This is a genomic window from Streptomyces barringtoniae (assembly GCF_020819595.1).
In the GTDB taxonomy this organism is placed as follows: Bacteria; Actinomycetota; Actinomycetes; order Streptomycetales; family Streptomycetaceae; genus Streptomyces; species Streptomyces barringtoniae.
This window is the reverse complement of record NZ_JAJHNP010000007.1, coordinates 291,767-317,424: the sequence shown is the minus strand read 5'-3', so window position 1 is coordinate 317,424 and position 25,658 is coordinate 291,767. Positions and strand designations below refer to the sequence as shown.

At 68.5% G+C, this 25,658-nt stretch carries 22 protein-coding genes and 2 pseudogenes; 9 read left to right on the top strand and 15 right to left on the bottom strand.

Translation table 11 applies throughout. From position 1 onward, the window contains the following. Positions 1 to 111: 111 nt before the first annotated feature. From LMU33_RS41985 to LMU33_RS15145, 3 genes are all read right to left on the bottom strand, one after another. Positions 112 to 660, bottom strand: a complete 549-nt coding sequence (locus tag LMU33_RS41985) for a TMEM175 family protein (RefSeq protein WP_372477966.1) — start codon at positions 658 to 660, stop codon at positions 112 to 114. 354 nt (positions 661 to 1,014) lie between these two features. Next, positions 1,015 to 2,559, bottom strand: a complete 1,545-nt coding sequence (locus LMU33_RS15155) for an FMN-binding glutamate synthase family protein (protein WP_228620882.1) — start codon at positions 2,557 to 2,559, stop codon at positions 1,015 to 1,017. A 775-nt stretch (positions 2,560 to 3,334) separates the two neighbouring features. Beyond that, a complete protein-coding gene (locus tag LMU33_RS15145; protein ID WP_228620985.1) occupies positions 3,335 to 4,027 on the bottom strand; it encodes a DUF4232 domain-containing protein in 693 nt (230 codons plus the stop codon). 1,802 nt (positions 4,028 to 5,829) lie between these two features. On the opposite strand from LMU33_RS15145, the gene LMU33_RS15140 reads away from it, so the two are divergent. Further along, positions 5,830 to 6,504 carry a polysaccharide deacetylase family protein gene (locus tag LMU33_RS15140; RefSeq protein ID WP_228620881.1) on the top strand — a complete coding sequence of 225 codons (675 nt, stop codon included), beginning with the start codon at positions 5,830 to 5,832 and terminating at the stop codon, positions 6,502 to 6,504. A 511-nt stretch (positions 6,505 to 7,015) separates the two neighbouring features. Continuing rightward, a complete protein-coding gene (locus LMU33_RS15135) occupies positions 7,016 to 8,302 on the top strand; it encodes a hypothetical protein (RefSeq protein ID WP_228620880.1) in 1,287 nt (428 codons plus the stop codon). A gap of 136 nt (positions 8,303 to 8,438) precedes the next feature. Here the strand turns inward: LMU33_RS15135 and LMU33_RS41980 are convergent. Further along, a pseudogene (locus LMU33_RS41980) lies at positions 8,439 to 8,570 on the bottom strand (IS3 family transposase); the annotation flags it as partial. Between the two features lie 4 nt (positions 8,571 to 8,574). On the opposite strand from LMU33_RS41980, the gene LMU33_RS15130 reads away from it, so the two are divergent. Continuing rightward, entirely contained in the window at positions 8,575 to 9,105 is a 531-nt protein-coding gene (locus tag LMU33_RS15130) for an MBL fold metallo-hydrolase (protein WP_228620879.1), read from the top strand. 794 nt (positions 9,106 to 9,899) lie between these two features. Further along, positions 9,900 to 11,666, top strand: coding sequence for an alpha-keto acid decarboxylase family protein (locus tag LMU33_RS15125; protein ID WP_228620878.1), 1,767 nt, complete (start codon positions 9,900 to 9,902; stop codon positions 11,664 to 11,666). A gap of 221 nt (positions 11,667 to 11,887) precedes the next feature. On the opposite strand, the gene LMU33_RS15120 is transcribed toward LMU33_RS15125, so the two are convergent. Genes LMU33_RS15120 through LMU33_RS15110 form a run of 3 tightly spaced genes read right to left on the bottom strand, consistent with a single transcriptional unit; the run spans position 11,888 to position 14,747 of the window. Continuing rightward, on the bottom strand, positions 11,888 to 13,096 hold the full coding sequence (locus LMU33_RS15120; RefSeq protein WP_228620877.1) for a cytochrome P450: 1,209 nt from the start codon (positions 13,094 to 13,096) through the stop codon (positions 11,888 to 11,890). Between the two features lie 39 nt (positions 13,097 to 13,135). Then, positions 13,136 to 14,530, bottom strand: a complete 1,395-nt coding sequence (locus tag LMU33_RS15115; protein ID WP_228620876.1) for an NAD(P)/FAD-dependent oxidoreductase — start codon at positions 14,528 to 14,530, stop codon at positions 13,136 to 13,138. After that, on the bottom strand, positions 14,520 to 14,747 hold the full coding sequence (locus LMU33_RS15110) for a ferredoxin (RefSeq protein ID WP_228620875.1): 228 nt from the start codon (positions 14,745 to 14,747) through the stop codon (positions 14,520 to 14,522). Before LMU33_RS15110 ends, LMU33_RS15115 begins: the two co-directional genes overlap by 11 nt. 173 nt (positions 14,748 to 14,920) lie before the next feature. Between LMU33_RS15110 and LMU33_RS15105 the strand changes: the two genes are divergently transcribed. The 3 genes and pseudogenes from LMU33_RS15105 to LMU33_RS15095 all read left to right on the top strand — a co-directional run bounded on the left by LMU33_RS15105 (position 14,921) and on the right by LMU33_RS15095 (position 16,488). Further along, positions 14,921 to 15,283: a GAF domain-containing protein gene (locus tag LMU33_RS15105; RefSeq protein WP_228620874.1), complete on the top strand. Its 363-nt coding sequence runs from the start codon at positions 14,921 to 14,923 to the stop codon at positions 15,281 to 15,283. A gap of 159 nt (positions 15,284 to 15,442) precedes the next feature. After that, positions 15,443 to 15,987, top strand: a pseudogene (locus LMU33_RS41975) (PP2C family protein-serine/threonine phosphatase); the annotation flags it as partial. Next, a complete protein-coding gene (locus LMU33_RS15095; protein WP_249813829.1) occupies positions 15,982 to 16,488 on the top strand; it encodes an ATP-binding protein in 507 nt (168 codons plus the stop codon). The pseudogene LMU33_RS41975 and the gene LMU33_RS15095, both read left to right, overlap by 6 nt. Before the next feature lie 254 nt (positions 16,489 to 16,742). On the opposite strand, the gene LMU33_RS15090 is transcribed toward LMU33_RS15095, so the two are convergent. Beyond that, positions 16,743 to 17,441: a type 1 glutamine amidotransferase domain-containing protein gene (locus LMU33_RS15090; RefSeq protein WP_228620873.1), complete on the bottom strand. Its 699-nt coding sequence runs from the start codon at positions 17,439 to 17,441 to the stop codon at positions 16,743 to 16,745. 212 nt (positions 17,442 to 17,653) lie between these two features. On the opposite strand from LMU33_RS15090, the gene LMU33_RS15085 reads away from it, so the two are divergent. Continuing rightward, positions 17,654 to 18,184, top strand: a complete 531-nt coding sequence (locus LMU33_RS15085; protein WP_228620872.1) for a YbhB/YbcL family Raf kinase inhibitor-like protein — start codon at positions 17,654 to 17,656, stop codon at positions 18,182 to 18,184. A gap of 59 nt (positions 18,185 to 18,243) precedes the next feature. On the opposite strand, the gene LMU33_RS15080 is transcribed toward LMU33_RS15085, so the two are convergent. From LMU33_RS15080 to LMU33_RS15060, 5 genes are all read right to left on the bottom strand, one after another. Continuing rightward, positions 18,244 to 19,104 carry an alpha/beta fold hydrolase gene (locus LMU33_RS15080; protein ID WP_228620871.1) on the bottom strand — a complete coding sequence of 287 codons (861 nt, stop codon included), beginning with the start codon at positions 19,102 to 19,104 and terminating at the stop codon, positions 18,244 to 18,246. Positions 19,105 to 19,405: 301 nt separating this feature from the next. Further along, complete coding sequence (locus LMU33_RS15075) at positions 19,406 to 19,771, bottom strand: alpha/beta fold hydrolase (RefSeq protein ID WP_372477965.1); 366 nt, start codon at positions 19,769 to 19,771, stop codon at positions 19,406 to 19,408. Positions 19,772 to 19,986: 215 nt separating this feature from the next. Further along, positions 19,987 to 20,787 carry a maleylpyruvate isomerase family mycothiol-dependent enzyme gene (locus LMU33_RS15070; RefSeq protein ID WP_228620870.1) on the bottom strand — a complete coding sequence of 267 codons (801 nt, stop codon included), beginning with the start codon at positions 20,785 to 20,787 and terminating at the stop codon, positions 19,987 to 19,989. Positions 20,788 to 20,821: 34 nt separating this feature from the next. Further along, positions 20,822 to 21,685: an NAD(P)-dependent oxidoreductase gene (locus LMU33_RS15065; RefSeq protein ID WP_228620869.1), complete on the bottom strand. Its 864-nt coding sequence runs from the start codon at positions 21,683 to 21,685 to the stop codon at positions 20,822 to 20,824. A gap of 136 nt (positions 21,686 to 21,821) precedes the next feature. Beyond that, positions 21,822 to 23,204: an NADP-dependent succinic semialdehyde dehydrogenase gene (locus LMU33_RS15060; RefSeq protein WP_228620868.1), complete on the bottom strand. Its 1,383-nt coding sequence runs from the start codon at positions 23,202 to 23,204 to the stop codon at positions 21,822 to 21,824. Between the two features lie 261 nt (positions 23,205 to 23,465). Here LMU33_RS15060 and LMU33_RS15055 point away from each other — a divergent pair, with 261 nt between their 5' ends. Next, complete coding sequence (locus LMU33_RS15055) at positions 23,466 to 24,542, top strand: NAD(P)-dependent alcohol dehydrogenase (RefSeq protein WP_228620867.1); 1,077 nt, start codon at positions 23,466 to 23,468, stop codon at positions 24,540 to 24,542. 84 nt (positions 24,543 to 24,626) lie between these two features. On the opposite strand, the gene LMU33_RS15050 is transcribed toward LMU33_RS15055, so the two are convergent. After that, positions 24,627 to 24,929 (bottom strand): helix-turn-helix transcriptional regulator, encoded by a 303-nt coding sequence (locus LMU33_RS15050; protein WP_228620982.1) that lies wholly within the window; start codon positions 24,927 to 24,929, stop codon positions 24,627 to 24,629. 8 nt (positions 24,930 to 24,937) lie between these two features. Continuing rightward, a complete protein-coding gene (locus LMU33_RS15045) occupies positions 24,938 to 25,558 on the bottom strand; it encodes a hypothetical protein (RefSeq protein WP_228620866.1) in 621 nt (206 codons plus the stop codon). Between the last annotated feature and the right edge of the window lie 100 nt (positions 25,559 to 25,658).

The window sequence follows — 25,658 nt, the reverse complement described above, 5'->3', positions numbered from 1 at the left end:
TGGCGTTGCCGGTGCAGCCCGCGGCCAGCAGCGCGGCCCCCGCCACGCCGACGAGCCCGGACAGGGCGCCGCGCCGTCCTGGACCGAGGACCTGTTCTGGCGGAACGTGGCTCATGGCTGCTCAAGGTACGCCCGAACTGCGCTCGGCACGCCGCACGACGCCCGCAGTCGCCCCTCACAGCCGATGCCCCCAACTGCCGCCCTGGAGCAGCAGGTAGGTGCGGCCAGGGGCTTCAACTGCCCCGCCGGTGGGCGAGGCGGTCCGCGGCAACGGACAGCGGCACAGCAGCCGCCCAGGAGTACATGGCGGCAGTCGGCGAGAGTTGGGCGATGCCCACGGAGACGAGAAACACAGTTGAGCCAGAACAGAACGGTGTCGACATGGGTGGCCCCACGCACAACGGCGTGATGTGCCCTCCGGAAGAGGCCGATGACGGCGGCGCTCAGCGCGAAGGCTCCCAAGTCGGACCAGGTCTCGTCGAGCGCGTGCTCCATTGCGGTGCCCCGCAGGCCTGCAGGCGGTTTGATCTCCAAGACGAGCAGCGTGAGGGCGATGGCCGCCACGCCGTCAGTCAGGGCGAGCAGTCGGGAGGTGGAGACGTGATCGTCTTCCTCAGTGCGAACGACTCGCCCGGCGGCAGGAGGCCTTCGGTCCGTCACCTCTTGGTAGCACGAGATTCCGCGCCTGGACGACAGCCGGACGGTTCGCGACGACGCGCCCACCCGATTGTCGCCCCGGGCCTGCCTGGCACGACATCAGCTTCGGCCCGGGCCCCGGGCAGCAACTGCTCGATGAACGGCCGCAGTTCATCCGCCCATACGTCGGCGCGGAAGTCCACCTGCTCCCCCGGGCCTGTCCGGGCGAGAGGCACTCGCCCGTGCCCACCAGCGCCGGGGTGCGGGTGAGGGTCGTAGCCGCCCGGTCCCCCGAGCGGGCGATGCCGAAATCCGTCACCTCACGCTCGTGCTCCGCGCAGGGGAGCCTCGAGCGCGGTGCTTGTCCCTGGCTGCGCGTCAGACGGCCGGCTTGTGAACGGCGGTCGGCTCGGTGGTGAGCAGCGCCGTGATCTCATCGGCGAGGTGCGGGCCGAGCTCGCCCCAGCCGTCCTTGTAGCCGTACACGCCGGCCAGGGTGCGGGCCTCGTAGTCACCGTTCATGATCTCGATGTCGTGGGGCGTGATGAGTGCCGGGTGCGCGACGCCGACGGCCGCCGAAACCTTGATCAGCTCCTTGCGCAGGGCGCGAAGGTAGACAGCGGCTCGGGTGGCCTTCGAGGTGGGGTCGAGGCCGCGGGCCAGCCACGGGTTCTGGGTTGCGATGCCGGTGGGACACCTGTCGGTGTGGCATTTCTGCGCCTGGATGCAGCCGATGGACAGCATCGCCTCACGGGCCACGTTGATCATGTCGGCGCCCAGGGCGAAGGCGACCATGGCGTTCTCGGGCAGGCCGAGCTTGCCCGAGCCGATGAAGGTCAGGTCGTCGGTCAGCCCCAGCTCGGCGAACGTGCCGTAGACCCGGGAGAAGCCCATCCGGAACGGCAGCGACACCGAGTCGGTGAAGATCAGCGGCGCCGCTCCGGTGCCGCCCTCGCCGCCGTCGATGGTCACGAAGTCGACACCACGGTCGCCACGCGCCATCAGTGTGGCCAACTCCTGCCAGAAACCCATCTCTCCGACCGCGCTCTTGACCCCGACCGGCAGACCGGTCTCGGTGGCGAGCAACTCCACGAAGTCGAGCATCGAGTCGACGTCGCTGAACGCGGTGTGCCGCGACGGGGAGGCGCAGTCCTTGCCGACCGGGATGCCGCGGATCTGGGCGATCTCCGGGGTCACCTTCGCGCCCGGCAGCATCCCGCCCAGCCCCGGCTTGGCGCCCTGCGAGAGCTTGATCTCTATTGCCTTGACCGGGGCGCCGGCGACCACGTCCTTGAGCTTGTCGAGGTTGAAGCTGCCGTCCTCGTTGCGGCAGCCGAAGTACGCCGTACCGATCTGAAGGACGAGGTCGCCACCGTTGCGGTGGTACGGCGAGAGGCCGCCCTCGCCCGTGTTGTGCATCGTGCCCGCCAGTGCCGCCCCCTTGTTGAGCGCCGTGATGGCCGCGCCGGAGAGCGATCCGAAGCTCATCGCCGAGATGTTCACCACGCTCGCCGGCCGGAACGCCTTGGCGCGCCCGCGCGGCCCGCCCAGCACCTTGGCCGAGGGCAGTGGGGCCTGCGGGTCGTGCGCGTCGGGCAGAGTGCCGGCGAACGTGTGCTGCTTCAGGTAGGCGTGCCCCTGCACGTGCTCGACGTCGACGTCGGTTCCGAATCCGAAGTAGTTGTTCTCCTCCTTCGCCGACGCATAGATCCAAGTCCGCTGGTCCCGACTGAACGGGCGCTCCTCCTCGTTGGACGTCACGATGTACTGCCGCAGCTCCGGCCCGATCGTCTCCAACAGGTACCGGGCGTGCCCGATCACCGGGAAGTTCCGGAGCAGTGCGTGCCTCTTCTGGATGAGGTCGCGGGCAGCCAGAAGCGCCACTGCTGTCGCGGCGGCCGCGCCGATCCTCCGGGCGTGCATGAACGTTCCTCCTCGATGTACGGCTCCATCGCCATGCGGTGGAGCCGTTGTGCCGTGTTGGGCGTCGGTCGACAGGCACCGCCAAGCGGGCATCCGCGTCCGTCGAAGAATGCGACATGATATTAAGAGGCCGCTCGGACAGGCGCGCGGTCAGGGGGCTGGTCCCGGGTTCGGCTTCGCGCCGGCGGAGGGGATGGCGAAGCGGGCGGACGCGCTCGGGTTGGTGTTGCGGGCCGGGGAGCGGCCTGCGCGGCGCCGGCCGGAACTGCCGCCGCAGACCGGCCCGGACGAACTCTCCCGCCTCGGATTCGAGATCGCTGCGGCTCCGCACGAGGCGGAGGCAGCCCTGCTGGAGGCTGCCGCCGGTGCGGTCGGTACGGAACACAACTCCCGGCCGGAGCAGTTCGAGGTGTTCGCCAACCTGGCACGCCGCCCGGAGTCCCTGGTGCACCGCGAGATCGGCCTGCTGGACAACCTGCAGAACGAGGTCGAGGACCCCGACCTGCTCAAGGGGCTGTTCCGGGTGGATCACCTGTCCACCCGGATCCGCCGCTACGCCGAGAACCTGGCCGTGCTCGGCGGCGCCGACACCCACCGCCAGTGGACCCGCCCCGTCGGCCTGACCGACGTGCCCGCATGCCGCGGGGGCGAGATTCGTATCCGAGCGCCGAGCAGGCCTTGCACCTGCATCTTCCGCCAAGGAACGCGTTATGCCAGGGCCTGTTGTCCTGGCCCGCGCACGGGCATGGGGACACGCCCACGGCACCGCGGCGTGCTACGACGCGCTTCCCGAGCCCGGCTGGACCGCACTGACGCTCAGAAGGCCGACCGTCCCGGCGCAGGCCGTCGAACTGTAGGCGACGTAGATCGGAGTCGTCTGGCCCGGCGGGTAGACCTGCAGGTACTGCGCGCCCGTCGGGTGGCACTGCGTCGTGGGGTAGTTACCGGCGTCCGTGATCCGCAGCAACGCGTTGCCCGTGGCCCCCGGTGCCAGCGTCACCAGCGCGCGAGGGGCTGTGGTGTTCCGTGTGGCGGCCGGGCCGATCTGACGCACGGGGCTGCCGCCGGCGAGCGACACCCCGGGGTAGCCGTACAGGGTGCAGGTGATCCGGGAGATGTTGGTGAAGTCGATCACCTGGTAGACGCTGCCGGCCGTACCTTGGCTGACACCTGGTCTGGCATTCAGATCACGGGTGGCGCAGGCAGCGGTGCGCTTGTGTGTCGTCCCGGCCGGCTGCGCCTGAGCGCTGGTGACCGTACTGCCGGACCGAGCCGTGTTGGCCGCGGCCGGCGCCGTCGTGGCCGGCGTTGTCGCGGCTGGCGTTGTCGTGACCGGCGCAGTCGTGGCCGACGGTCCAGAAGCCGTGACTGCAGCGGTGCCAACGGAGGAGGACGAGCCTGCGCTGCAGCCGGTGGCGAGCGCCGTGACGCAGGTGAGCACGGTGGCCGGGAATACTCGCCGGAGCATGAGTGGGGATGACATCGGGATTGCCCTTCTGCTGCGCAAAGCGGCTCATTGGCCGTGTGACACTCATGACGCCGCAGGTGCCGCGCCGGTTGTACCGGACGCGTACCAGCAACTTCACTGTTGTGTCACGCCGCTCACCGACGTGGACGGCTCGGCGGCCATGGTGCCGAGCGACGTCCCCGCCCTGCGAGACACAGCCGCGTGACTGGCATCCGTAGACCGTCCCGCACCTGACCGCAGCGCGAACCACGCGCGCCAAGGCGGAGCTTCACTCGCTGGCGGGCCCGCCACATTCCCGCCCGCCTGCGCCAGCGCCTCCCCTGCCTGCTCCGACAACTCGCACGGGGAACGACGACACCGCTCCACACGACCCCCACTACGCGCGGCTCCCGCCCACCGCCACACCGTTCGTGGGCGCACCCCCGTCAACTGCGCACCCGCCCGCACATGCGCCGTCGTCAAACCACCAGCCGCATCCAGCTCCAGCAACCGCCCTGCCGAAACCGGCCGGGGCACCGACAACAACCCCTGGAGCTCCCACTCCCCCACCCGGTCCTCCCGGCCACACGCCCGACGGAAGACCATGGTGAACCCCTGGTGACGGCTGTGCTCGCGCTCAAGGTCGCGGGAACACGCACGATCACCTCTGGGGTGGTTGGGGAGCCCGGGGCAGGGTCGTGCTGCGTGCGCTGACGCAGGGCGGAGTTGTTGCTCGCGTGTCCGGCAGGCGAGAGGCGGCGGCGCTGCCGGCACTTCTCGAAGAGGCGGGCCGCGTGGTGGAGCGCTGGGGCAGCGACAGCGCGGTGTCCGCGCCGGGACTGGCCGCACCCCTGAGCCGACTGGGGGCGCCTGCGCCGCTCCTGGTGCGTGAGGCCCTGGCTCGCGGCAGCAGCCGACGAGGTGTTCATGGCGACCGCGGAGAGCTACGGAGATGATGACGTCTGGTGGGCGGTGCCGTCCCGGGCGACGTGGATGCGGCCCGGTGCTCTGCCTGCCGGCTGTGGGCCGCAGCTGTCCAGGTTTCGTCGGTGCATCCCGAGCGATCATCCTGCCGACGTAGGACCAGATTGCTACACGTCGATCAGTCTCACAGATCCGACCAGGTCGTCACAGAATGTTACGGGCCCTGACTTCTCGTGCTTTGATTCGATGCCGAAAGCTTGGTTTTCGACTCGGGCCTCTTCATTTCACGACCAATGCGACATTCATCACGGGCTGGAATTATTAAGCAAGGCGACAGGCCTCCCTTAGTGTGGTCGGACCATCAGGCCTGAACCGGATGTAATAGCCGTCTCCATCGAGAGGCGGGGGATCCGCGGCCGGGCATCGGAGCCCGCCGCCTGAGCGACCCACGAAGCACTTGGAGCGGCCGGTGCCCCCTGGGCGCTGGCGCACAGGGACGTAGATCACGGCGGACCCCGACTGTGGATGCCGCCGTGCCGTCGACCGGCGGCGCGCCTGCGCTCAGCCCTGCCTCGACGTGACCAGTACCAGCACCGATTTGAGCACCGAGTGGTGCCGACGGAGGTAGATCTGTGGCGTTGGCCAGAATCAAAGTGGTGACGGCAACCGTCCTCACGGCGGCGATCGCGGGAGCCCTGCTCACGGCATGCGGGCAGCACGCAGGCGGGCACACACCCCAGAGCTCGCCCAGCAGCGTGACTCCCTCGACGACGCTCTCCTCTTCCAGGCCGCACTCGTCGTCCCAGGCGCCTTCGCCCTCGTACGCTTCCCCGTCCGCCTCGACATCCGGCCGCGCCGCAGGAGGAACGCAGTCCGGCCGCAATGGAGCCTCCGCCGCGGTGCCGTCAGGACCCGCTTCGCAACCGGGCTCGGCGAACACCTTCGGGCCACTGCCGAGCGCCCCGACGGGCTCCGACGCGCTGGTCAGCCACGGAGTGGAGGGCAGCGCCAAATCCGTAGCGCTCACCTTCGACGACGGCCCAGACCCGCGATGGACCCCGCAGGTACTCGCACTCCTCGCTCAGCACCACGCGAAGGCCACCTTCTGCGAGATCGGGCCGCTCGCCCAGCGCTACCCGTACCTGACCAAGGCGATCGTCGCGGACGGGGACCGGCTGTGCGACCACTCGGTCCATCATGACGAGCAGCAGAACCGCAAGTCGGTCGAGTACAACATCCACGAGATCATCGACGCCAAGCGCGAGATAGCCAACGCCGCCGGAAACGCCGCGAAGCTGGTGTACTACCGGGCACCCGGCGGCGACTGGAGCCCGACGATCCGGGGGATAGCCGGCGCCAACCACCTGCAGTCGCTCGGCTGGAGCGACGACGCCAACGACTGGCGGCGCCCGGGTGTGTACGGCATCCTGCGCAACATCAACCAGGACTTGCGCCCCGGCGCGATCATCTTGATGCACGACGGCGGCGGTGACCGTTCGCAGACGGTGCAGGCGCTCGCCCGTCTCCTCAACCAGCTGGACGCTCAAGGCTACGGCTACGGCTTCCCGGCCTGAGCTCGACGCTGTCGGGATTGTGCAGTCGCCAAGGTCGTTCGCTGACGTCCCACACCCGTGCCGGGCATCCGCCTCAGCAGCCGCAGCGCAAAGTGAAGGGAGGTGGCCCGCCTCCGGACTTCGCTCCGCGGCCCGTCAAGATCAGCTACGTCGCCCGGCAGAAGCTCACCGCCCGACCATCGAGCCCTGCCAGTTCTGCCGGCCGGAGTGGGGCATCGACCAGCCGTGAGCATCCGGCGTGCCGACGAGCTGCCCCAGGTCGCCTCCTGTGCGCGCTGACGGGTAGACCGCACCGTCTCCGGCTCCCTGTACGAGGGCAAGATTCCCTTGGCAGCGGCCGACACACGCCACAACGACCGAGTCACACGGGGAGCGATGCGGCCGCCTGCCGGCGCGGCCGGAATTTCGCCTACTCGTCATCTCCAGGCCGCCTTTGATGCCATGTCGCGCTCCCGGATGTTCCAGTTCACTGGAGCGCCCCCCTCAACCGGACCTGAAAGAGGGACGCATCTTGAGACGAACGCTAAGGCGTGGGCTTGTCACGCTCGTCGCCGTCGGCCTTGCCTCCAGCGCGGGGTCGGCCGGCACGGCATCGGCGGCCGGCAGCACTCTCCCCGGCGGCACACTGGCCCTCGCCGTGTTCGGCGACTCGCCGTACGGCAAGTCGGCGTACGCACCTGCGGGCCAGAGCCCCGACACCTCGCAGTACCAGAAGAGCCCGGCGTTCATCGGCACCATCAACAGTGACCCGGCGCTCAGCGACGTCATCCACGTGGGCGACATCCACTCGGGCAAGGAGTTCTGCACCGCGGACTACGACACCTCGATCGCGTCCGTGTGGCAGACCTTCACCAAGCCGCTCGTCTACACGCCGGGCGACAACGAGTGGGCCGACTGCCACAAGGCGTCGAGTCTCACCTCCCCTGGTGAAGGCGGCGGCTTCTACGACCCGGCCTCCGGCGCGATCAACTACGTCGGCGCGAGCGGCCTGTCGACCAACCCGGCGGACTGCGTCAGCTACCACTGTGGCAACCCGCTGGACAACCTCGCCGAAGTCCGGCGGGACTTCTTCGCGCAGCCCGGCCACACCCTCGGCAGTGGGACACTGAACGTGGTGTCCCAGGCCACCGCCTACGACCCGAGCCACCCGGCCGACGCGCAGTACGTCGAGAACGTGATGTGGGCGCAGAACGACATCGTCTTCGCGACCATCAACGTGCCGGGCGGCTCGAACAACGACGCCGACCCCTGGTACAAGGTGCCGACCGCGACCCAGGCACAGACCGACGAGCGGACCAACCGGACCGCGGCCGACGTCCGCTGGCTCGATGCCGCCTTCGCCGACGCGCGGGCCAGGCACGCCAAGGCAGTGGTGATCACGGCGCAGGCGGACATGTGGGACCTCGACGGCAAGACCAAGGACCACCTGACGAACTATGAGCCGATCATCAGCGAGGTCGCGGCGAAGACGACCGAGTTCGGCCGTCCCGTGTTGATGCTCAACGGTGACTCGCACCTGTACCGCCGCTCGGACAACCCGCTGTCGCCGACGGCGACGTGCACCGGCGAGACGGACCCGGCCACCGGCGCCAGCGTGTGCGCCCACGACCCGGGGAACAACGCGTGGAACGAGCACCCGTACTACAACGTCTCGAACTTCCACCGGATCGTGGTGCACGGCAGCACCACCCCGCTCGAATGGCTGAGACTGACCGCAGACCCGAACGCCAACTACGCCCTGACCGGCTCGACTTACGGCCCGTTCAGCTGGCAACGGATGCCGCAGCCACAGCTGTAGACCCGCTGAGCGCGACGACCGGCCACGGTGTCCTTGGTGTATACCTGGCCGGTCGTGTCCCCCGGACCTCGTGCTGCTGACACTGCCAGACCGCATCGTGAGAGGGGTCTGCTGCAGGTTCGGGTGACAGGTTCAGTCACGCGGTCTGGAGGGCCGGTGTGGTTATGACGGCCTCGAATTCGACGGGTGTCAGCCGGCCGAGTGCGGCTTGTCTGCGGCACCGATGGTAGGTCCTCTCGATCCAGGCACTACCCGCCGGCCAGCGTCTGGAGATGCCCACGCTGTCACGGGGGGCCTTGGAACGCGAAGGGTTCGAGGTGATCGAGCGGCGGCAGCCGTCGCTGCTGGCCGGCGGCATCCTGATCACCGGCGAGGTGGACCGCGTCACCGAGTTCGAGCACGGCATGCCGCAGGCACACCAAGCCTGGGACGGGAAAGGCTGGCGACACGACCCCGCCGTCATCGACGACCAGGCACTCGTCATCAACGTGCGCGGCCGGGGACTTGTCATCATCACCGGGTGCGGCCACGCCGGAGTGGTCAACATCATCCGCCACGCCATGAGACTGACCGGCATCCGCGAACTGCTGGCCCTCATCGGCGGCTTCCACCTGAGCGGCCCCGCCTTCGAACCGGTCATCGCCCCGACGGTGGCCGCGCTCACCGAACTCGCGCCCGAGCTGATCGTCCCCGGTCACTGCACCGGCTGGCGCGCCCAGCACACCCTCGCCACTGCCCTCCCGGACGCATGGGTGCAGACCAGCGTCGGAACCACCTTCTCTCAGCGCCCCCCAGGCGAGTGATGCCTGATCCCGGCTCAGGGGACCGCAGAACGGTCGGCTCGTCGGCTTCGTGGCCGCTTGACCGAGCCGAGTGCAGTGCTCACGACCAACCTCACCGAGAACCTCGGTGCCGCCGGACCACACCTCGACACCCACACCACCGCCGCTCCCAACACCGTCAGCGCACCACAGCACGGCGCTACCCCTACGGCGGCTTCGGCACCGCACCGGCCATGCTCCTCGAAGCCAAGACCGACCTGACCGCCTTCGACGGCGTTGGCGCAGGTAAGGCGGCGGGTCCTCCAGCACCCCGGACAACTTCACCCGGCGGAACAGTTCGGGCACGGCCCCTGCGCGCCCCCAGGGGCCGTGAGGTGATCTTGAGCTGAGCTGAACCGAGATCAGCGTGGCCGGGCCTTGGGCTTGCTCGACAAACCAAAGTCGGTATCGGTGTTGAACCACCGCCCATGGCCCTTCCCGCGCAGAGCCCTAAGCTGTGCGGACGCTGTGGAAGTGCTGCGCTGTGCTGGATTGCGTGGATAACAAGCGCAGAGATCGGGTGTTGCGGGTGTGGCGGGTGTGGCGGGTGTGGCGGGTGTGGCGGCTCTTGGCGGTGCCGGGCGGAGTCGCGGCCGCGGGCGCTGTGGCGGGTTCCCTGGTGGATCGATCATCAGTACCCCAAAGTGAGCTTTCGCAGGGCGTGGCGACCACCGCCACAGGGACCGGGGTACGAGAGCGCCCGCGATTCCCTGGTTGATCCGCCCGTGCGTGGGAGCACGAGCCCCCAGAGGCCTCCAACCACCCCTCACCGCAAAATGGACATAAGCCGCTCCCCGCCCGGAGGGGATAATACCGGCGATTCGGAGGCACAGGCGATGTCCACCAGCCCGAGCCGATGGATGACGATCGGCGACTTCCTGCTTCGGCGTCTGGGGGAGGCCGGTGTCGGCCACCTCTTCGGCGTCCCCGGTGACTTCAACCTCGAACTGCTGCAGCAGGTCCAGGACACGGGCACGCTGCAATGGATCGGCAACTGCAGTGAGCTGAACGCGTCCTACGCAGCCGACGGCTATGCCCGGCTGAACGGCATGGGCGCGCTCCTCGTGACGAACGCCGTCGGCGCCCTGAGCGCGATCAACGGGGTCGCCGGCTCCTACAGCGAGCACGTGCCAGTGGTCTGTATCTGCGGGTCGATACCGCTCAAGTCCATCGATCGCGGCCTGGGGATGCACCACACGATGGCCGACGGCACCTGGGACCGCTTCCTCGGCGCCTACGCGCAGGTGACCGCCGCGCAGGCGCGACTGACCCCGCACAACGCGGTCACCGAGATCGACAGACTGATTCTCACCGCGTGGCGGGAAAAGCTCCCGGTGTACGTGGAGTTGCCTTCCGACATCGCCTATCTCGACATCGAGGTTCCCGAGGCCCCGCTGGTGCTCGCGCAACCGCCCAGCGACCCCGAACGGCTGCGGTCGTGCGTCACCGCAATCGCAGCCCACCTGTCCGCCGCCAAGTCACCGGCGGTCCTGGTGGATCTGGACGCGGACCGCTTCGGCGTGGCAGCCGACCTCATGGGACTGGCCGAAAAAATGCAGCTTCCCGTAGCAGCGATCAGCACAGCCAAGGCGGTCATCGACGAGACTTTTCCCTATTACGTCGGCATCTACAACGGTCAGGCCAGCGAGCCGCATGTGCGCGCGGCGATCGAGTCCAGCGACTGCCTGCTCTCCATCGGCTACCGGCCGATCGAGGTGACCACGGGCGACTTCACCGCTTCGCTGCCCACCGACACGATCCGCGCCCGCAGCCACTCGGTGGACATCGGCGATGACAACTATCAGGCGGTGACGCTCCAGGAAGTCATCCGCGGCGTACTGGACACCGTCCCGTACGGCACGAGCCGCGCCGTACCACAGCGGGGGGCTACGGCGGCAAAGACCCCCGCAGGCGGCTCCACCCACCTGACGCAGGCCGCGTACTGGCAGGCAATCCAGGACTACCTCCGGGCCGGGGACGTGCTCCTCCTCGACAACGGCACCTCGTACGCCCTCCTCGGCCTGCAGCTGCCACCGGACTGCACCTTCGTCGGATCGATCAACTGGGGCTCGATCGGCTACTCGGTCGCAGCCCTGCTCGGAACACTGACCGCAGCACCAGACCGTCGCCACCTGCTGTTCCTGGGCGACGGCTCATTCCAGCTGACCGCACAGGAGCTGTCGACCATCCTCCGGCACGACCACAAGCCGGTGATCTTCCTGATCAACAACGGCGGATACACCATCGAACGCGGTTACCTCGGCAAAACCGAGCAGTACAACGACATCGCCACCTGGGCCTACGCGGATCTACCGAGAGTGCTCCGCCCGGACACCACGGCGCGATCGTTCGTCGTCAAGACCACCGCGGACCTGGCCGAGGCCCTCAGCGCGCCCAACGACACGCTGATCTTCATCGAAGCGGTCATGGATCCCTACGACGCTCCCGCCGCGGTCATGACCAGCAGCAACACCGGCGCGGACATCGACTACGGGCCTCGCGGCCCCCAGCACCGCGACAACGCCCAACTCCGGCCGGCCTGACTCCCCCCGACGCGAAACAGCGGCGCGACCCGGAGACGACTTCGTTGAGGCAGGCATCGCAGATCAAATCGATGTGCGTCTCCGTGAACAACAAGCCGGGACAAGCGGCAGGTCCGTGCCTTCGACTCCGGCATGCAGGGCGTACCTGGCCGCCGGCCGAGATGGAGAGGGCGGACGTGCCCAAGCAGCTGAACCAGTTCCCCCGGCCCCTGCGGCGGTGCTCAGACCGTGACGCCCTCGATCGCCACGGGAAGGTGCCGGGGGCCGCGCAGCACGGCGTTGGCGCGGTACGGCGGCGGGTCCTCGAGCAGCCCGGAGAACTTGACCCGGCGGAAAAGCTCGGGCACCGCCACATGGAGTTCTATCCGGGCGAGGGGGGCGCCGAAGCAGTAGTGGACGCCGGTGTAGAAGCCCAGATGTTCGTTGTCCCTGCGGTCAGGGTCGAACCGGTCGGGGTCCTTGAAGCGTTTGGGGTCGCGGTTGGCCGCGGCCAGCATGAGCCACACCGGGGAGCCCTCGGGGATGGTGGTGCCGGCGACGTCGATGTCGGCCAGGGCGGTGGTCCACGGGACGAACTGGACCGGGGGTTCGTAGCGCAGCACTTCCTCGATGAGCGGGACGGCCAGGTCCGGGTCCTTCTGGAAGCGGTCGAGGAGGTCGGGGTGGCGCAGCAGGGTGAGGGTCGTGTTGGTGATCGCGTTGACGGTGGTCTCATGGCCGGCGACCAGGAGCAGCACGGCGGTGGCCTCCAGGTCTGCCGGTGTCATGGCAGGGGCGAGCGCGCTGAGCATCCCGGGGCCGGGGTGGCGGCGTTTGGTCTCGATCAGATCGGTCAGGTAGGCGCCCATGTCCTGGCGTGCCCGCTGTGCCTTTTCCTGGCCGTCGGCGCCGCCGGCCTGGGGATCGAGTGACGACGCCAGGGCGTCGGCCCAGACGTGGAAGCGCGGTTCGTCCTCGCGCGGCACGCCGAGAACCTTGCAGATGGCGGTGACGGGAAGGGGGTAGGAGAAGTCCTCGACGATGTCGACCTGTTCCTTGCCTTCGAAGGCGTCGAGCAGTTCGGTGACCACCTTGGCCAGCTCTCCGCGCAGGCCGTCGAGGAACCTGGGGCTGTGCGGAGGACCGAACGGCCGGTTGATGGTGTCGCGCAGCCGGTCGTGCAAGGGCGGGTCGGTGAAGATGAAGCTGGGCGGCAGACCGGTCTGCGGGTCCGGTTGTCCGACGCGGGCGTAGCCGGACGGGCGGTTGCTCGTGTCGTTGCTCAGCCGCGGGTCGTTGGCCAGGCTCCGCACCTCGTAGTAGGTGCTGACCAGGTAGGTGCCGTCGTCCTCCCGCCTGACCGGTTGCTTGCGCAGTTCCGCGTAGAGCGGGTACGGATCGGCCCGATGGGCGTAGTCGGTGATCTGCGCGACGAGGGTGCCGGACGTCATGGTGTCTCCTGAGTGCTCCGGGCGGTGCAGGGCCGGTGATCAGGCATGCGCCGGAACGAACGCGACACGCCGCTCGCTCGGCGAGTGACCCGTCAGCGTAACCGTGGCCCCATGGGTGGGCAGATGGGGGTCGGGGAAGGCCGGGTCGACCGGATCCAGCGTCTCGGTCCGGCGGTCGACCGTGCGGTACTCCGGCGGGAACGGCGCGCCGGACGCGATCTGCTGCTCGTAGAACCCCAGCCACTTGGCTCCGTCGAAGGACGCCGCGGCGATGACACGGCCCCGGTAGCCGTACACCGCGACGAACCGCGCCTCGGTGAGCGCCCCCTGGGCGACAACCAGTCGGTCGCCCAGCGAGGGAACACCCACCGACTTGATGTTGACACCGAACTGGGTGGACCAGAACATCGGCAGCCACAGGTGCGGACGGCGATCCGGACCCGCACAGATCATGTTGTGGGCGGCGATCTCGGCCTGTTCGACCGCGTTGCCCCAGTGCTCCAGCGCCAGGAACTGGTAGTCGAACAGCGGGTGGGGGCTGCGGGCGACGTCACCTGCGGCGTAGATGTCGTCGGTGACGATGCCGTTGACGTCGAACACCCGACACCCGGCGTCGCACGCGATCCCCCGGGGACCTGCGGCCACCCCCGAGCCGGCGAGCCATTCCGTGTTCCGCATGGCACCCAGCGAGACGACCGCCACCTCCACGTCGATCGCCGAACCGTCGGACAGATGGGCACGCCTGAGTCGCCCCACATCGTCGCCCTCCAGGGCGGTGACGCTGACACCGCAGCGCAGGTCGACCCCGTGCTTGCGCTGCAGCCGATCCGCGACCGCGCCGATCACTCCACCGAGCGCGCCCACCAGCGGTGCCGGGCCGCGCTCGGCGACCGTGACCTGAAGGCCCAGCTCCCGGCAGGCGGAGGCGACCTCCGAGCCCGTGAAACCGGCGCCGATCACCAGCACCCGGGACACGCCCCCCGTCAGCTTCCGGCGCAGGCGTGCGGAGTCGTCGCGGGTACGCAGCCCGAACACCCCGTCCAGCGCGGCCTCTTCCGGGTGGAACCAGGGCCGCGCTCTGGTCCCGGTGGTGATCAGCAGGCGGTCGTAGGGGACGGTGTCGCCGTTCGCCAGGCGTACCTGCTTGGCGTCCCGGTCCAGGCTCTCGGCGGCGACGCCCAGACGCCATTCGGCGTCGATGTCGCGCCGCCGCGGCAACGCGGTGTCCTCGGGCCGTGCCCGCCCGAGCAACGCCTGCTTGGACAGCGGCGGCCGGTCGTAGGGCTCGTACGGCTCGTCGCCGATCATGGTCAGGGATCCGGTGAAGCCCTGCTCGCGCAGCGTCTCCGCCGCACGCAGACCGGCCAGCGACGCACCGACCACGACAACGCGGCCCTGACGCCGCAGGACCTCGACGTCCGTATCAGCCGACATGAGGCTTCACACCCTTCGTCGGCTCGTCGGAGTAGTCGACCAGGATGGCCTGGACCGGGCAGGCGGCAGCGGCCTTCTCCACCCGGTCCTTTTGTGCCTCGTCGAAGCGAGGTGAGAACAGCAGCGCCTCTTCCCCGTGGAGGGAGAAGACGTCCGGGGCGAGAAAGACGCACTGGGCGAATCCCTGGCATCGGTTGAGATCGACGACAAGCCTCATCTGGAACCCGCTCCCTGATCAGGCCGCGGTCCGCCTGCGCGTCGGCGGTCTACGCCGCAGGCTCCGCGGCCCTTGCGCTTGGTCCACACGATCGGTCGGCATGCCTCTCCTTCAGCATCGGCTCCTTCGCAGCGGCCGGCAAACGGGAGCGGCGGCTTGGGAAGCCGTCTTAAATGGTGGAGCCGGTGGTGCGGGGAGAGGAACCGCCGCTGAGCCCCCTGGGACGGGATGTGCCACTGCGCCGAGCCGCCTTCGGGAACACTGGCGATGATCAGCAGGCCCGGGCGTATCCGGTGGGAGACGCCCGCGCGCTGCCGTTCCCGACCCCTTGTGCGCAGGTCCTGCCCGACCTCAAGCCCCGCACGATTGCCCTGGGCCCCGACACGCCCTGGCTGGCGGCCGCTCCGGCGCGGGCCGAAGCAATCCGCGCATCCGGCGCACGTGCCCTGCTCGTCGCACCACTGACGCTGCGCGGAAAGGTGCTCGGATTGCTGAGCCTCTATCGCAATCAGCGATCCGACGGTTTCGACGAGTAGGAACTCGCCCTCACCCTGGAACTGGCCACGCACACCGCCCTCGGCATCGACAACGCCCGCCGCTATACCCGCGAGCACACCATCGCAACGGCACTGCAGCGCCATCTGCTGCCCCCGGCACATCCTTCGCAGACCACGATCGAGACCGCCGGCCTCTATGTGGCCGGCGACCGGGGGGCGGGTGGCTGGTCCAACGTCTGCGCCCTGCCCGGCGCCCGGACGGCCCTGGTGGTCGGGGAAGTCGCCGGCCACGGCATACACACCGCCGTCACCATGGGGCAGCTGCGGACCGCCATGATCTCGCTGGCCGTACTGGACCTGGAACCCGACGAGCTTTTCGCCCGGCTCGACGACGCCACGGCACGTCTCGCGCGGGTGCGGAGCGCGCTGCCACTCGGTGATCCCCTGCGCAGGGAGCCCCTCAGCGCGACGCGCCTGTGTGCGGTCTACGATCCGTTCCCCCGTACGTTCGCCATGCCTCCGCCGGGCACCCGCCGCCCCTCGTCGCCGGCCCCGGTTCCCGCGCCCGCGTCGTCGAGTTGGCCGCCGGTGGTGCCCTCGGCGGCGGCGGAGGGCCGCCGTACGCCACCACCACCGTCACCCTGCCCGACGGAGACATACTTGCCCTCTACACGGCCTCGCTCCTGTCCGCCGTACCGGGCCAGGACGGCGCAGGCGACCCGCAGCCGCTCCGACGCATGCTCGCCGACGCCGACCGGCCCCTGCAGGACCTGTGCGACGACGTCCTGTACCGGCTGCGCGCCGACGCCCTGCCCGGCGTCGCCGTCCTTCTCCTCGCCCGCATCCACCCCTTCCCCACCGACCGCGTCGCCATCTGGCCGCTGGACCAGGAGCCCACCGCCCCCGCCGTCGCACGGCGGCACGCCCGGCACCAACTCGCGGCCTGGGGCGTGGACGAGGACACCGCCTACGCCACGCAAGAGATCGTCAGCGAGCTGGTCACCAACGCCCTGCGGTACGGCGCCCCACCCGTACGACTGCGCCTCATCCACGACCGGGCCCTCACCTGTGAGGTCCAGGACTCCGGCCCCTTCGCTCCGCGGCTGCGCCACGCACTTTCGGTCGACGAAGGCGGCCGCGGCCTGTTCATCTGCTCCCAGCTCGCACACAACTGGGGGATCCGCTACACCAACGACGGGAAGACGGTCTGGACCGAGCAAGCCCTCCCCCCACGGCACCCATAGTGTGGGTGCCGGTGCCTGTGAGTCGTCGGCGGCCGGCCGCGATCAGCGCAGGAGGACGCCGAAGACAGCACGGCTGCTGAGGCGTCGGCGATCCGCTCGCCTGCCGCCGGCAGCAGTCACCCCGGGTGGCGCGAGCACGGTTCGGCATCCGGGAACCGAGCACCCGCCGACGCCTCTTGATCAGGACAGTCAGCCCCGCCGAGCCTCAACCCGGCGGGGCCCCGGCTCCTGTGACCGAGAGCCGGCAGATTCTTTCAGGAGGACAGAGTCTTGACGAGTTCCTTGGCGAGAGGGCCCGAGGACGCCGGGTTCTGGCCCGTGATGAGGTTGCGGTCCGCGACCGTGTAGGGCTCCCAGGCAGGGCCGCGCGAATAGTCGGTGGGCAGCTTCTTCAGCTCGTCCTCCAGCAGCCACTTTGCCTTGTCGGCGAAACCGACACCGGCTTCCTCCTCGTTGCAGAAACCCGTCACCCGGTAGTTCGCGAAGGGCGTGTCGCCGTTCGCGTCACGGGTCGCAAGGAAAGCGGCCGGGGCATGGCACACGACGCCGAGGGGTTTGCCGGAGGCGAGTGCCTCGCGCAGGAGCGCCCCGGAGTCCGGGTCGACCGAAAGGTCTTCCATCGGGCCGTGGCCCCCGGGGTAGTAGACCGCGTCATAGTCCTCGAGACGCACGTCCTTGAGGGAGACGGGGTGCCGCAGCTCCTCGGCCTTCTCGATGACGGCTTCCTCCCGGAGGGAGTTCTCCTCGCCACCCGCCATACCGGGCCGCAGGCTCATCGTGTCCACAACGGGAATGACACCTCGCGGAGTTGCCACGGTGACCTCGTGTCCGGTATCGGTGAACACGGTGTAAGGCGCCACGAACTCCTCGGCCCAGTAGCCGGTGGGGTGCCGATGCCCGTCCTTCAGGGTCCAATAGCTTGCGCCGGTCATCACGCACAAGATCTTGGCCATGGGATGCTCCTCTAGAAGATGCCACCCGGCGAGGGTGCAATATGGCCAGTTTGAGACTTACATAACAAGCGTGAACAGAAAACTCGAAATCTGCAACTTGCGACCGATTGGTTTACGCGTATCGTATGTGAGCGTCAAAACGATAATGGAATTCTGGCGCCGGAAAATAGGAGGCGCGCGGCCCCGACAGTAGAATATTTCGGAGGATTGCCATGATCAAACCCTATGGCCCCTACGATTTCATGCCGCCGATCAGGACCTTTTCGTTGACCTCCGATTCCGTGGCCAACGGCGAGCAACTGGCCCGTGAGCAGGTGAGCGGCATCCTGGGAGCAGGCGGATCGGACATCTCACCGCAGCTGAGCTGGTCCGGTTTCCCCGTGGAGACCCGGAGCTTCACGGTGGCGATGTTCGACCCCGATGTGCCTACCGCTTCAGGCTTCTGGCATTGGACTGTGGCCAATCTGCCCGCCTCCGTGACCGACCTTCCGGCCGGGGCGGGGGACGGCAGGGATCTGCCGGGTGGCGCGGTGACACTGGCCAACGACGCCGGCTACAGAAGGTACCTCGGTCCGGCAACGCCTCCAGGCAACGGTCCGGACCGCTACTTCCTTGTGGTGCACGCCGTCGACGTGGAAGAACTGGAGGTGTCCGGGACAACGACCCCTGCCTACCTGGAGTTCCTCCTCTTCAGCCACGGAATTGCCAGAGCGACGTTGTACGGCACCTTTGAGCGGGCCTAGCCTGAAGGAGCATGAGGGCCCGCCAGCAAGCCGATGGACCCTCGTAAAGCCACCTCATTTCACTTCTTCCGCATATAGTCCTCGGCGGCGTCGACGATCAGGTTCTTGACCGCCTGCGGGTGGGAAACGAGGGACACGTGCGAGGACTTGATCTCCACTGTCTTACGGGCGTTCGCGCGCTTCGCCTCGAACAGCTCCAGGGCCGGGTTGATCGCCTGGTCCTGCCTGCCGACGAGGACGTACACGGGCTTGTTCCGCCAGGCGGCGCCGGTGAGCTTGGCCGCGAACGCCGACAGCGCGATCGGGCGCTGGGTGGCTCCCATGAGGTTGGTCTGGCTGGTGGGCAGGTCGGCGGCGAAGACCTGGTGCAGTTTGTCCGGCTGTACGTAGACGTCCGTGCCGGTGGTGCCGTCACCGTTGCTGAAAGGCACCTGCTTCAGGGCCTTGGTGAGCGGGGCGGCCGGGAACTTCGCGGACAGGCTGGAGAAGGACTCTCCCGTGTCCGGCATGATCGCGTTGATGTAGACGAGGGCCTTGACGTTGTCGTTTCCGGTGGCGGCCTGGGAGATCACCTCTCCGCCGTAGGAGTGGCCGACCAGGACGATCGGTCCCTTGACGGACTTCAGGAAGCTCGCGAGGTAGGCCGAGTCCTGGGGAATGCCGCGGAGCGGGTTGGCCGGCGCGTCCACCGTGTAGCCGTTCTGCTGGAGCCGCTGCACGACCCCGTTCCAGCTGGACGCGTCGGCGAAGGCGCCGTGCACGAGCACGATGGTGGGCTTCTCCCGGCCGGGATCGCCGCCCGGACCACCGGCCTGCGCCGTTTCGAATGTCAGTGCGGAGATGATTCCCGATACGGCCAGAAGAGCCGCAGCCCAACGGGCCGTGTGCACGATACGGAGGGACTCGCGGGATATTCGCATGCCGGTCCTTCGGTGCGGGGACGTCGGCCGACGCCCGGGATTCCATGTTCGACGGCACCTGACGGCTCGTCCTGACGCAGGGGCCATTCGAGTGAACTCAGAATCTCTCGACATCACTTCCGCGGGCCGTGGTGGGCAAAGATTCGTCGCCGAATTCCCGGGGGGTCGCCGGCCTCGACGCCGCTTTATCCCGGTGCCTTCGGTTTCCCCGTCCAGCCGACGGCGACGAATTCGAGTCGGATTTTGTCCGAGTCACAGAATACGGCCGCCGAGTACACGAACGGCTCCTTGCCCCATTCCCTCAGCCGTGGCTTGCCTTCGGCCGTTTGCCGTGATCAGGCCGTCCCTGGTCGGCGAAGAACCTGAGCAACTGGGCGTTGGCGTCGTCGGCGTGCGTCCAGCACAGACCGTGGCCGGCTCCCTCGATGGCCACGTACTCGTTCGAAGGGATGAGCTCGGCCGAGCGTGGACCGCAGGCCTCGATCGGCAAGGCCCGGTCCTCGGTACCGTGCAGGATCAGTACGGGAATGTCGATCTTCGACAGATCTGTACGGAAGTCGGTGTGCCACGTGGCCACGCAGGCGACGGTTCCGACGGGTGACGCGCCGACCGCCGTGTTCCACGCGTCCTGCACGGCCTCGGCCCCGATCCGGCTGCCAAGTGTCACGTCGAGGTTGAAGAAGTTCTTGTTCCACTCCGTGAAGTACGCCGCCCGGTCCGCGGTCAGGGCCGCCGCGATCTGGTCGAAGAACTCAGTCGCGCCAAGGTCCGGGCGGATGGCCCTGATTCTGCGGCGGCGAGTGTCCAGCTGGATGGAACACCAGCGCCTTGCGAATGGCGCGCCGAGACCAACAGGCCGGGACCGGCATCACGGGAGATCCGCTAAATGATGTCGAGGTGGTCGAGGAACGGGGTCGCGGCGGACGCGTCGCCCGTGATGCGGCAGTGGTCGCGCCAGGGTTTGCGGGTGGTGGCCCAGGCGATGAAGTCGAGGGCGGTGCTGTGGATCCGGGGGGCGGCGGCGTCCGCGCCGGGTGTCACGGTCAGCTGTCCGTCCGGTGCGGTCGCGGGGAGGATCGTGACGGTGGTGGCGCCCGGCCCCGTCAGGTCGAGGACGAGGGGCCTGCTGACGGTGGCGGTGAGTTCGGGCCCCTGCATCTGGGGGAGGCCGGCGAGCATGAACTCGATGGCGGGGGCGACCTGGTCGTCGGTCGGTTCCGGCAGGGTGAACGGGAGCGGGCCGTCCGGGGCGAGCAGGTCGTTGCGCAGGTGGCAGAAGACGTTGAACGCCATGGTGTTCGCCAGGAGATGGCGCGGATACGTCCCGAGTCCGGCCACCTCGACGGGCTCGTCCGCGCCGGGTGGTTCCTGGGCCGCTGCCAGCAGGTCCAGCTGCCGGGGCGTGCTGCGCCGCCACTCGTCGAGGACTTCGGCATGGCTCCAGCCACGGCGTTCGTCCACGCGCAGGTCGTGGTAGCGCTCGCGGTTCTTCGGCAGTGAGGGGTCGGGCGGTGGAGGGTCCACCGCCTCGGAGGCGAGAGCCGCGAGGTGGGCCACCACGTCGATGACGCGCCAGCCGGCGCACGCAGACGGCAGCTCCCACTGTCCGTCGTCCAACTGAGGGATGATTTCGGCGAGTTGCGCCGTGCTCGAACGTGCGGCGGCCAGGCCGGCGTGGGTCATCGTTTCTCCCGCCTCTCTCGAGGGGACGGCCAGGTCAGGATGCGGCCTGGCGGGACATGCGGTAGGTCGCCGCGACGTCCGCGCGGCCGAGTCCGTCGTCGGCCGCGAGGCGGAGGCGTTCGCGTACGACCTCCGCGATGCCCAGATGCAGGCCGGCGGCACGGGCGGCGTCGGTGATCAGGCCGGCGTCCTTGGCCGCCGCTTCGAGGGGGAAGGAGGGCGGGTCGAGGTCGTCGTCGATCATCTTCGGGCCCTTGCTCTGCACGTACGAGCTGTTGAGGCCGCTGCCGTCGAGGACGTCGATGACCAAGCGTGGATCCACCCCCAGGGCGTCTGCGAGGGTGAGGGACTCCGCGATGCCCTCGACGGTAGCGAGTACCCAGGCGTTGTAGGCAAGTTTGAGGCTGCTGGGTTGGCCGACCTCGTCGAGCCACACGGTGCGTGTGCCGACCGCCTCCAGGACCGGTCGCACCTCCTGCCGTGCCTCCTGCTGGGGGGAGGCAGCCAGGATGGTCAGAGTGCCGGCCACGGCCGGTTCCTTGGTGCCGAGGAGGGGGGCTTCGACGTACGCGACGTTCAGGCGGGTCGCCTGTTCCGCGAGACGGCGAGACCCGTCCGGGGAGACCGTGCACGTCTGCACCCACACCGTGTGGCCGCCCAGGCCCTCGTGGGCCTGGTCCATCACGTCGGCGACCACCTTCTCGTTCGCGAGCGCGGTCAGTACGACGTCGGCGCCGCGGCAGGCCTCGGCCGGCGTGTCGCACACGGCGGCTCCGACGGCGGCCAGTGGTTCGGCGGCGGCGCGGTTGCGGTTCCACGCGCGCAGGCCCAGTCCCGCCGCCGCGATGTTGCGCGCCATGGCATCCCCCATGGTGCCGGTGCCGAGCACCGCGACCACGGGCCCTCCCTGATCCGTTTCCTGATCAGACGGCGCCGTCCGGTTCATACCACCCATCGGGGGGACCTCCGTACGCTCGGCGGACACGCGCGCGGCGACAAACGGCGGGCGGTGCGCAGGCCCCCGCTCTTCCGGTTCAGGCGTCCTGGCCGATCCAGACAGTCTTGGCGTTCATGAACTCCCGCATGCCGAGGTCGGACAACTCACGTCCGTAGCCGCTCCGTTTGACGCCGCCGAAGGGGATCTCGGGGTAGCTGGTCGTGTTGCCGTTGATGAACGCCATGCCCGACTGGACGTCGCGGACGAAGAGTTCGCGTTCGGCCTCGTCCTCGCTCCACAGATTCGACCCGAGGCCGTAGGGGTGGCCGTTGGCTTCCCGCAGGGCCTCCTCCAGGGAGGAGACGGTCCACACCTGCGCCACCGGGCCGAAGACCTCCTCGTGGTACATCCGCATCTCCGGGGTGATGCCGGTCAGCACGGTGGGCGGGTAGAACCAGCCGGGCCCGTCCGGGCGTTCGCCGCCCAGCAGCACCGTCGCGCCCTTGGCGACGGCGTCGTCGACGTAGGACTCCACGTCCCGCCGGCCGGACTCGGTGGCCAGCGGTCCGACATCGGTGCCCTCGTCCATCGGGTCGCCCATCACCAGCGCGCCCATCTTCGCCACGAACATCTCGATGAACGCGTCACCGATGTCCTCGTGCACGAAGAAGCGCTTGCCGTTGATGCAGGACTGCCCGTTGTTCAGGGTCCGTGCCTTGACCGCGACATCGGTGGCCTGCTCCAGGTTCGTGGAGGGCATGACGATGAACGGGTCGGAGCCGCCGAGTTCGAGGACCACCTTCTTGATCTCGTCGCCGGCGATGGCGGCCACCGACCGTCCGGCCGGTTCGCTGCCCGTGAGCGTCGCGGCCGCCACCCGCGGGTCGCGCAGCACCTGCTCCACCCTTCTCGCGGAGATCAGCAGGGTCTGGAACACGTCGTCCGGGAAGCCCGCGTCACGGAAGAGCTCCTCCAGGTACAGGGCGCACTGCGGCACGTTCGAGGCGTGCTTGAGCAGACCCACGTTCCCCGCCATCAGCGCGGGTGCGGCGAACCGCATGGCCTGCCACAGCGGCAGGTTCCACGGCATCACCGCGAGTACGACACCGATCGGCTGGTACGTGACGAACGTCTGCTTCGCGCCGACGCGCCCGCCGTCACCCTCCAGGTCCCGCAGGAACGCGGGGCCCTCGGCGGCGTAGAAGCGCAGCCCATGAATGCACTTGGCCACTTCCTGCTCCGCCGCCCGGAAGGTCTTGCCCATCTCGGTGGTGATCATCCCGCTGACGCTCTCGACCTCCTTCTCCAGACGGTCGGCGGCATGCTGGAGCCACTCCGCCCGCTGCTCGACGCCCGTCAGCCGGTACGAGGCGGCCGCTGCCGCCGCCCTGGCGAGCTTGTCTTCGAGTTCCTCGGGGGTCAGCTCGTCGAAACTCCTGAGGACCTCACCTGTCACAGGACTCGTCGTTGCGATAGCCATGGATCCACGGTATGGCCACCCCACAGGGTCGGCAATTCACCCATTTGCCCATTTATTGCCTCCGGAGGCAGTGCTCATCGTCCAACCAGACACCACCTGCTCGGCACCGGCTCACCCAGCACGACACGGGATGCACCGCAAGCGCAGGCGCGCGACCATGGTGGGGTCCGAAGCGGCGGCCGCGGTGACCGACACCGGGACTGCGTGCTCGCGCCCTCCGGCCCGGGCCGCTTTCCGCCTGCCCACGAAATCGAGGTTCTCATGGCGAACATGCAGGCAGCCCGGATGTACGGATACAAGGAACCCCTTCGGATCGAAGAGGTCCCGGTGCCCGAGCCCGGGCCGGACGAGATACTCCTCAAGGTCGCCGCGACCGGCATGTGCCGAAGCGACTACCAGCTTCTCACCGGCTACTTCGAGGGTCCGTTCCCGGTGGATCTGCCCTACATCCCCGGTCACGAGGTCACGGGCCGGGTGGCGGGACTGGGCAGCGCGGTGCCCACGACGGTGGGCTACTCGGAGGGCGACATGGTCGTGGTGAACCCCAGCTGGGGAGACGGCACATGCCGGCAGTGCCGCGAAGGCAACGAGCAGCTGTGCAGCGGCAACGGCCGCTGGGTGGGCTTCGGCCCTCCGGGCGGCTTCGCCGAGTACATGGCCGTGGAGTGCCGCCACGCGATCCCGGTCTCCGAGGAGGCCGCGAAAGCACCCGAGCTCCTCGCCCCCATGACCGACGCGGGCATGACCCCGTACCGGGGGATGCGCAAGCTCCGGGACGCGGGCAAGCTCGGCCCCGGCCGTACCGTCGCGGTCACGGGCATCGGCGGGCTGGGCAGCTACGCGGTCCAGTACGCGAAGCTGCTCGGCGGCGGCGCGACCGTGGTGGCGCTCGCGCGGACGGACAGCAAGCTGGACGTGGCGAAGGAGAACGGTGCGGACCACGGGATCAACGTCAGGGACAAGTCCACGGAGGCCATCCAGGACGAACTGGAGAGGCTGACCGGCCGCAGGACGATCCACGCCATCCTGGACTGCGTCGGCAGCGAGCCGTCCATCTCCATGGGCTTCGACCTACTGGGCCCCGAGGGTGCGCTGGCGGCCGTCGGCCTGATGAGCCAGCGCGTCGAGCACCGGCAGTTCCCCTTCGTGGGCACCGAGTTGTCCTACATCGGTTCCTTCTGGGGCAACCACCTGGACCTCGTCGAGGTGCTCTCGCTCGCCGAGGGCGGCCTCGTCAAACACAACGTGACCAAGGTCAGGCTGGAGGACATCAACGAGAACCTGGACGCCCTGGGCCGTGGCGATGTCATCGGACGCCAGGTCATCGTCTTCGGATGACACCTCGGCGGGCAGGCCCGGCAGACGCCGGGTGGTCTGCCCGACACCACGCGTGCCGAGGCCGACAGGACAGCGTTCCCGATCTCACACTCTGACAGGGGCGCCGCCTTCATGATGCATCGAGACCTGCGCTCCACCGTCAGGATTCCCATACGCCCGCAGATACGCGGCTGGACCGACTCCATAGGTTGATCTGAAGTTCCTGATGAAGTGACTGGCGTCAGAAAAATGCCACCGGGCGGCGATTTCAGAAACCCTGGCCGCGCTGCCCAGCTTGATGAGATCGTCGTGAGCCCTCTGCAGGCGACTGCGGCGAACGAATTCCATGATGGAATCATTTGACTCCGCGAACGACCGCTGCAGCGTCCGCAGCGAGACGCCTGTCATGTGGGCGATCACGGCCGGAGACAGGTCACCGCTTCCGGGTGTTGGGAGAGAATTTCAGAGAACAAGGTCGTGCAGGCACTCAGTGCAAGGTTTCGCACCGAGGGCGAGCGATCCAGGTCGGCACTGCTGCGCTCGACCACCTCCAGGAAGTTCGTCAGGAATCGAACTTCAGGAGTCATCGCGTCCGCCACATAGGCGTGATTGAAAGCCCTTGCCGACCCGATCCGAGAAACGAGCAGCGGTCGTGGAATGCTCTCCCCTGCTCTGCCTGTGAATCTGAGGGAGCCTGCGGTGACCAGGTCGGCGACGATCGGGTCCTGCCCCTCGCCGCGTCCGGAGATTCCTGTCAAAGAATCACAGTACACCTCAGCCGACAGCAGATCGTCGAACAGGTGTCCGTTCGCCGAGAAATTGAATCCACGAACAGAGTCGGACTGGGGGATTTCCAGACCGTTCAGGTGAGCGAACGGGCCGCCCTCCCATTCCGCGAAAGGGTGCACCGATTCATGAATTTGCCGAGCGGTCAGATTCACGGTGCTTGCAAAGTTCGTCGCATGACCGAAATCACTTGACGGGTTGGCCGGATTTTTTAGAACTTCACTACGCACCGCAGCGCTATTCAGATGCACTGCATTCCCTATCTGTCGCGGGTCTGCACCCTGACACGGCACAGATGAAAACGGCGCACCGACCGACGGTGGGTAGTCAGGCGGCAGCCGAGTTCAAGGA

What these genes read in the sequence shown, in the direction of transcription:
- LMU33_RS15155 (WP_228620882.1), bottom strand. Translation starts at nt 2,559, where the DNA reads ATGCACGCCCGGAGGATCGGCGCGGCCGCCGCGACAGCAGTGGCGCTT.
- LMU33_RS15145 (WP_228620985.1), bottom strand. Translation starts at nt 4,027, where the DNA reads ATGCTCCGGCGAGTATTCCCGGCCACCGTGCTCACCTGCGTCACGGCG.
- LMU33_RS15130 (WP_228620879.1), top strand. Translation starts at nt 8,575, where the DNA reads ATGCCCACGCTGTCACGGGGGGCCTTGGAACGCGAAGGGTTCGAGGTG.
- LMU33_RS15125 (WP_228620878.1), top strand. Translation starts at nt 9,900, where the DNA reads ATGGACATAAGCCGCTCCCCGCCCGGAGGGGATAATACCGGCGATTCG.
- LMU33_RS15120 (WP_228620877.1), bottom strand. Translation starts at nt 13,096, where the DNA reads ATGACGTCCGGCACCCTCGTCGCGCAGATCACCGACTACGCCCATCGG.
- LMU33_RS15115 (WP_228620876.1), bottom strand. Translation starts at nt 14,530, where the DNA reads ATGTCGGCTGATACGGACGTCGAGGTCCTGCGGCGTCAGGGCCGCGTT.
- LMU33_RS15110 (WP_228620875.1), bottom strand. Translation starts at nt 14,747, where the DNA reads ATGAGGCTTGTCGTCGATCTCAACCGATGCCAGGGATTCGCCCAGTGC.
- LMU33_RS15105 (WP_228620874.1), top strand. Translation starts at nt 14,921, where the DNA reads ATGGTGGAGCCGGTGGTGCGGGGAGAGGAACCGCCGCTGAGCCCCCTG.
- LMU33_RS15095 (WP_249813829.1), top strand. Translation starts at nt 15,982, where the DNA reads ATGCTCGCCGACGCCGACCGGCCCCTGCAGGACCTGTGCGACGACGTC.
- LMU33_RS15090 (WP_228620873.1), bottom strand. Translation starts at nt 17,441, where the DNA reads ATGGCCAAGATCTTGTGCGTGATGACCGGCGCAAGCTATTGGACCCTG.
- LMU33_RS15085 (WP_228620872.1), top strand. Translation starts at nt 17,654, where the DNA reads ATGATCAAACCCTATGGCCCCTACGATTTCATGCCGCCGATCAGGACC.
- LMU33_RS15080 (WP_228620871.1), bottom strand. Translation starts at nt 19,104, where the DNA reads ATGCGAATATCCCGCGAGTCCCTCCGTATCGTGCACACGGCCCGTTGG.
- LMU33_RS15070 (WP_228620870.1), bottom strand. Translation starts at nt 20,787, where the DNA reads ATGACCCACGCCGGCCTGGCCGCCGCACGTTCGAGCACGGCGCAACTC.
- LMU33_RS15060 (WP_228620868.1), bottom strand. Translation starts at nt 23,204, where the DNA reads ATGGCTATCGCAACGACGAGTCCTGTGACAGGTGAGGTCCTCAGGAGT.
- LMU33_RS15055 (WP_228620867.1), top strand. Translation starts at nt 23,466, where the DNA reads ATGGCGAACATGCAGGCAGCCCGGATGTACGGATACAAGGAACCCCTT.
- LMU33_RS15050 (WP_228620982.1), bottom strand. Translation starts at nt 24,929, where the DNA reads ATGACAGGCGTCTCGCTGCGGACGCTGCAGCGGTCGTTCGCGGAGTCA.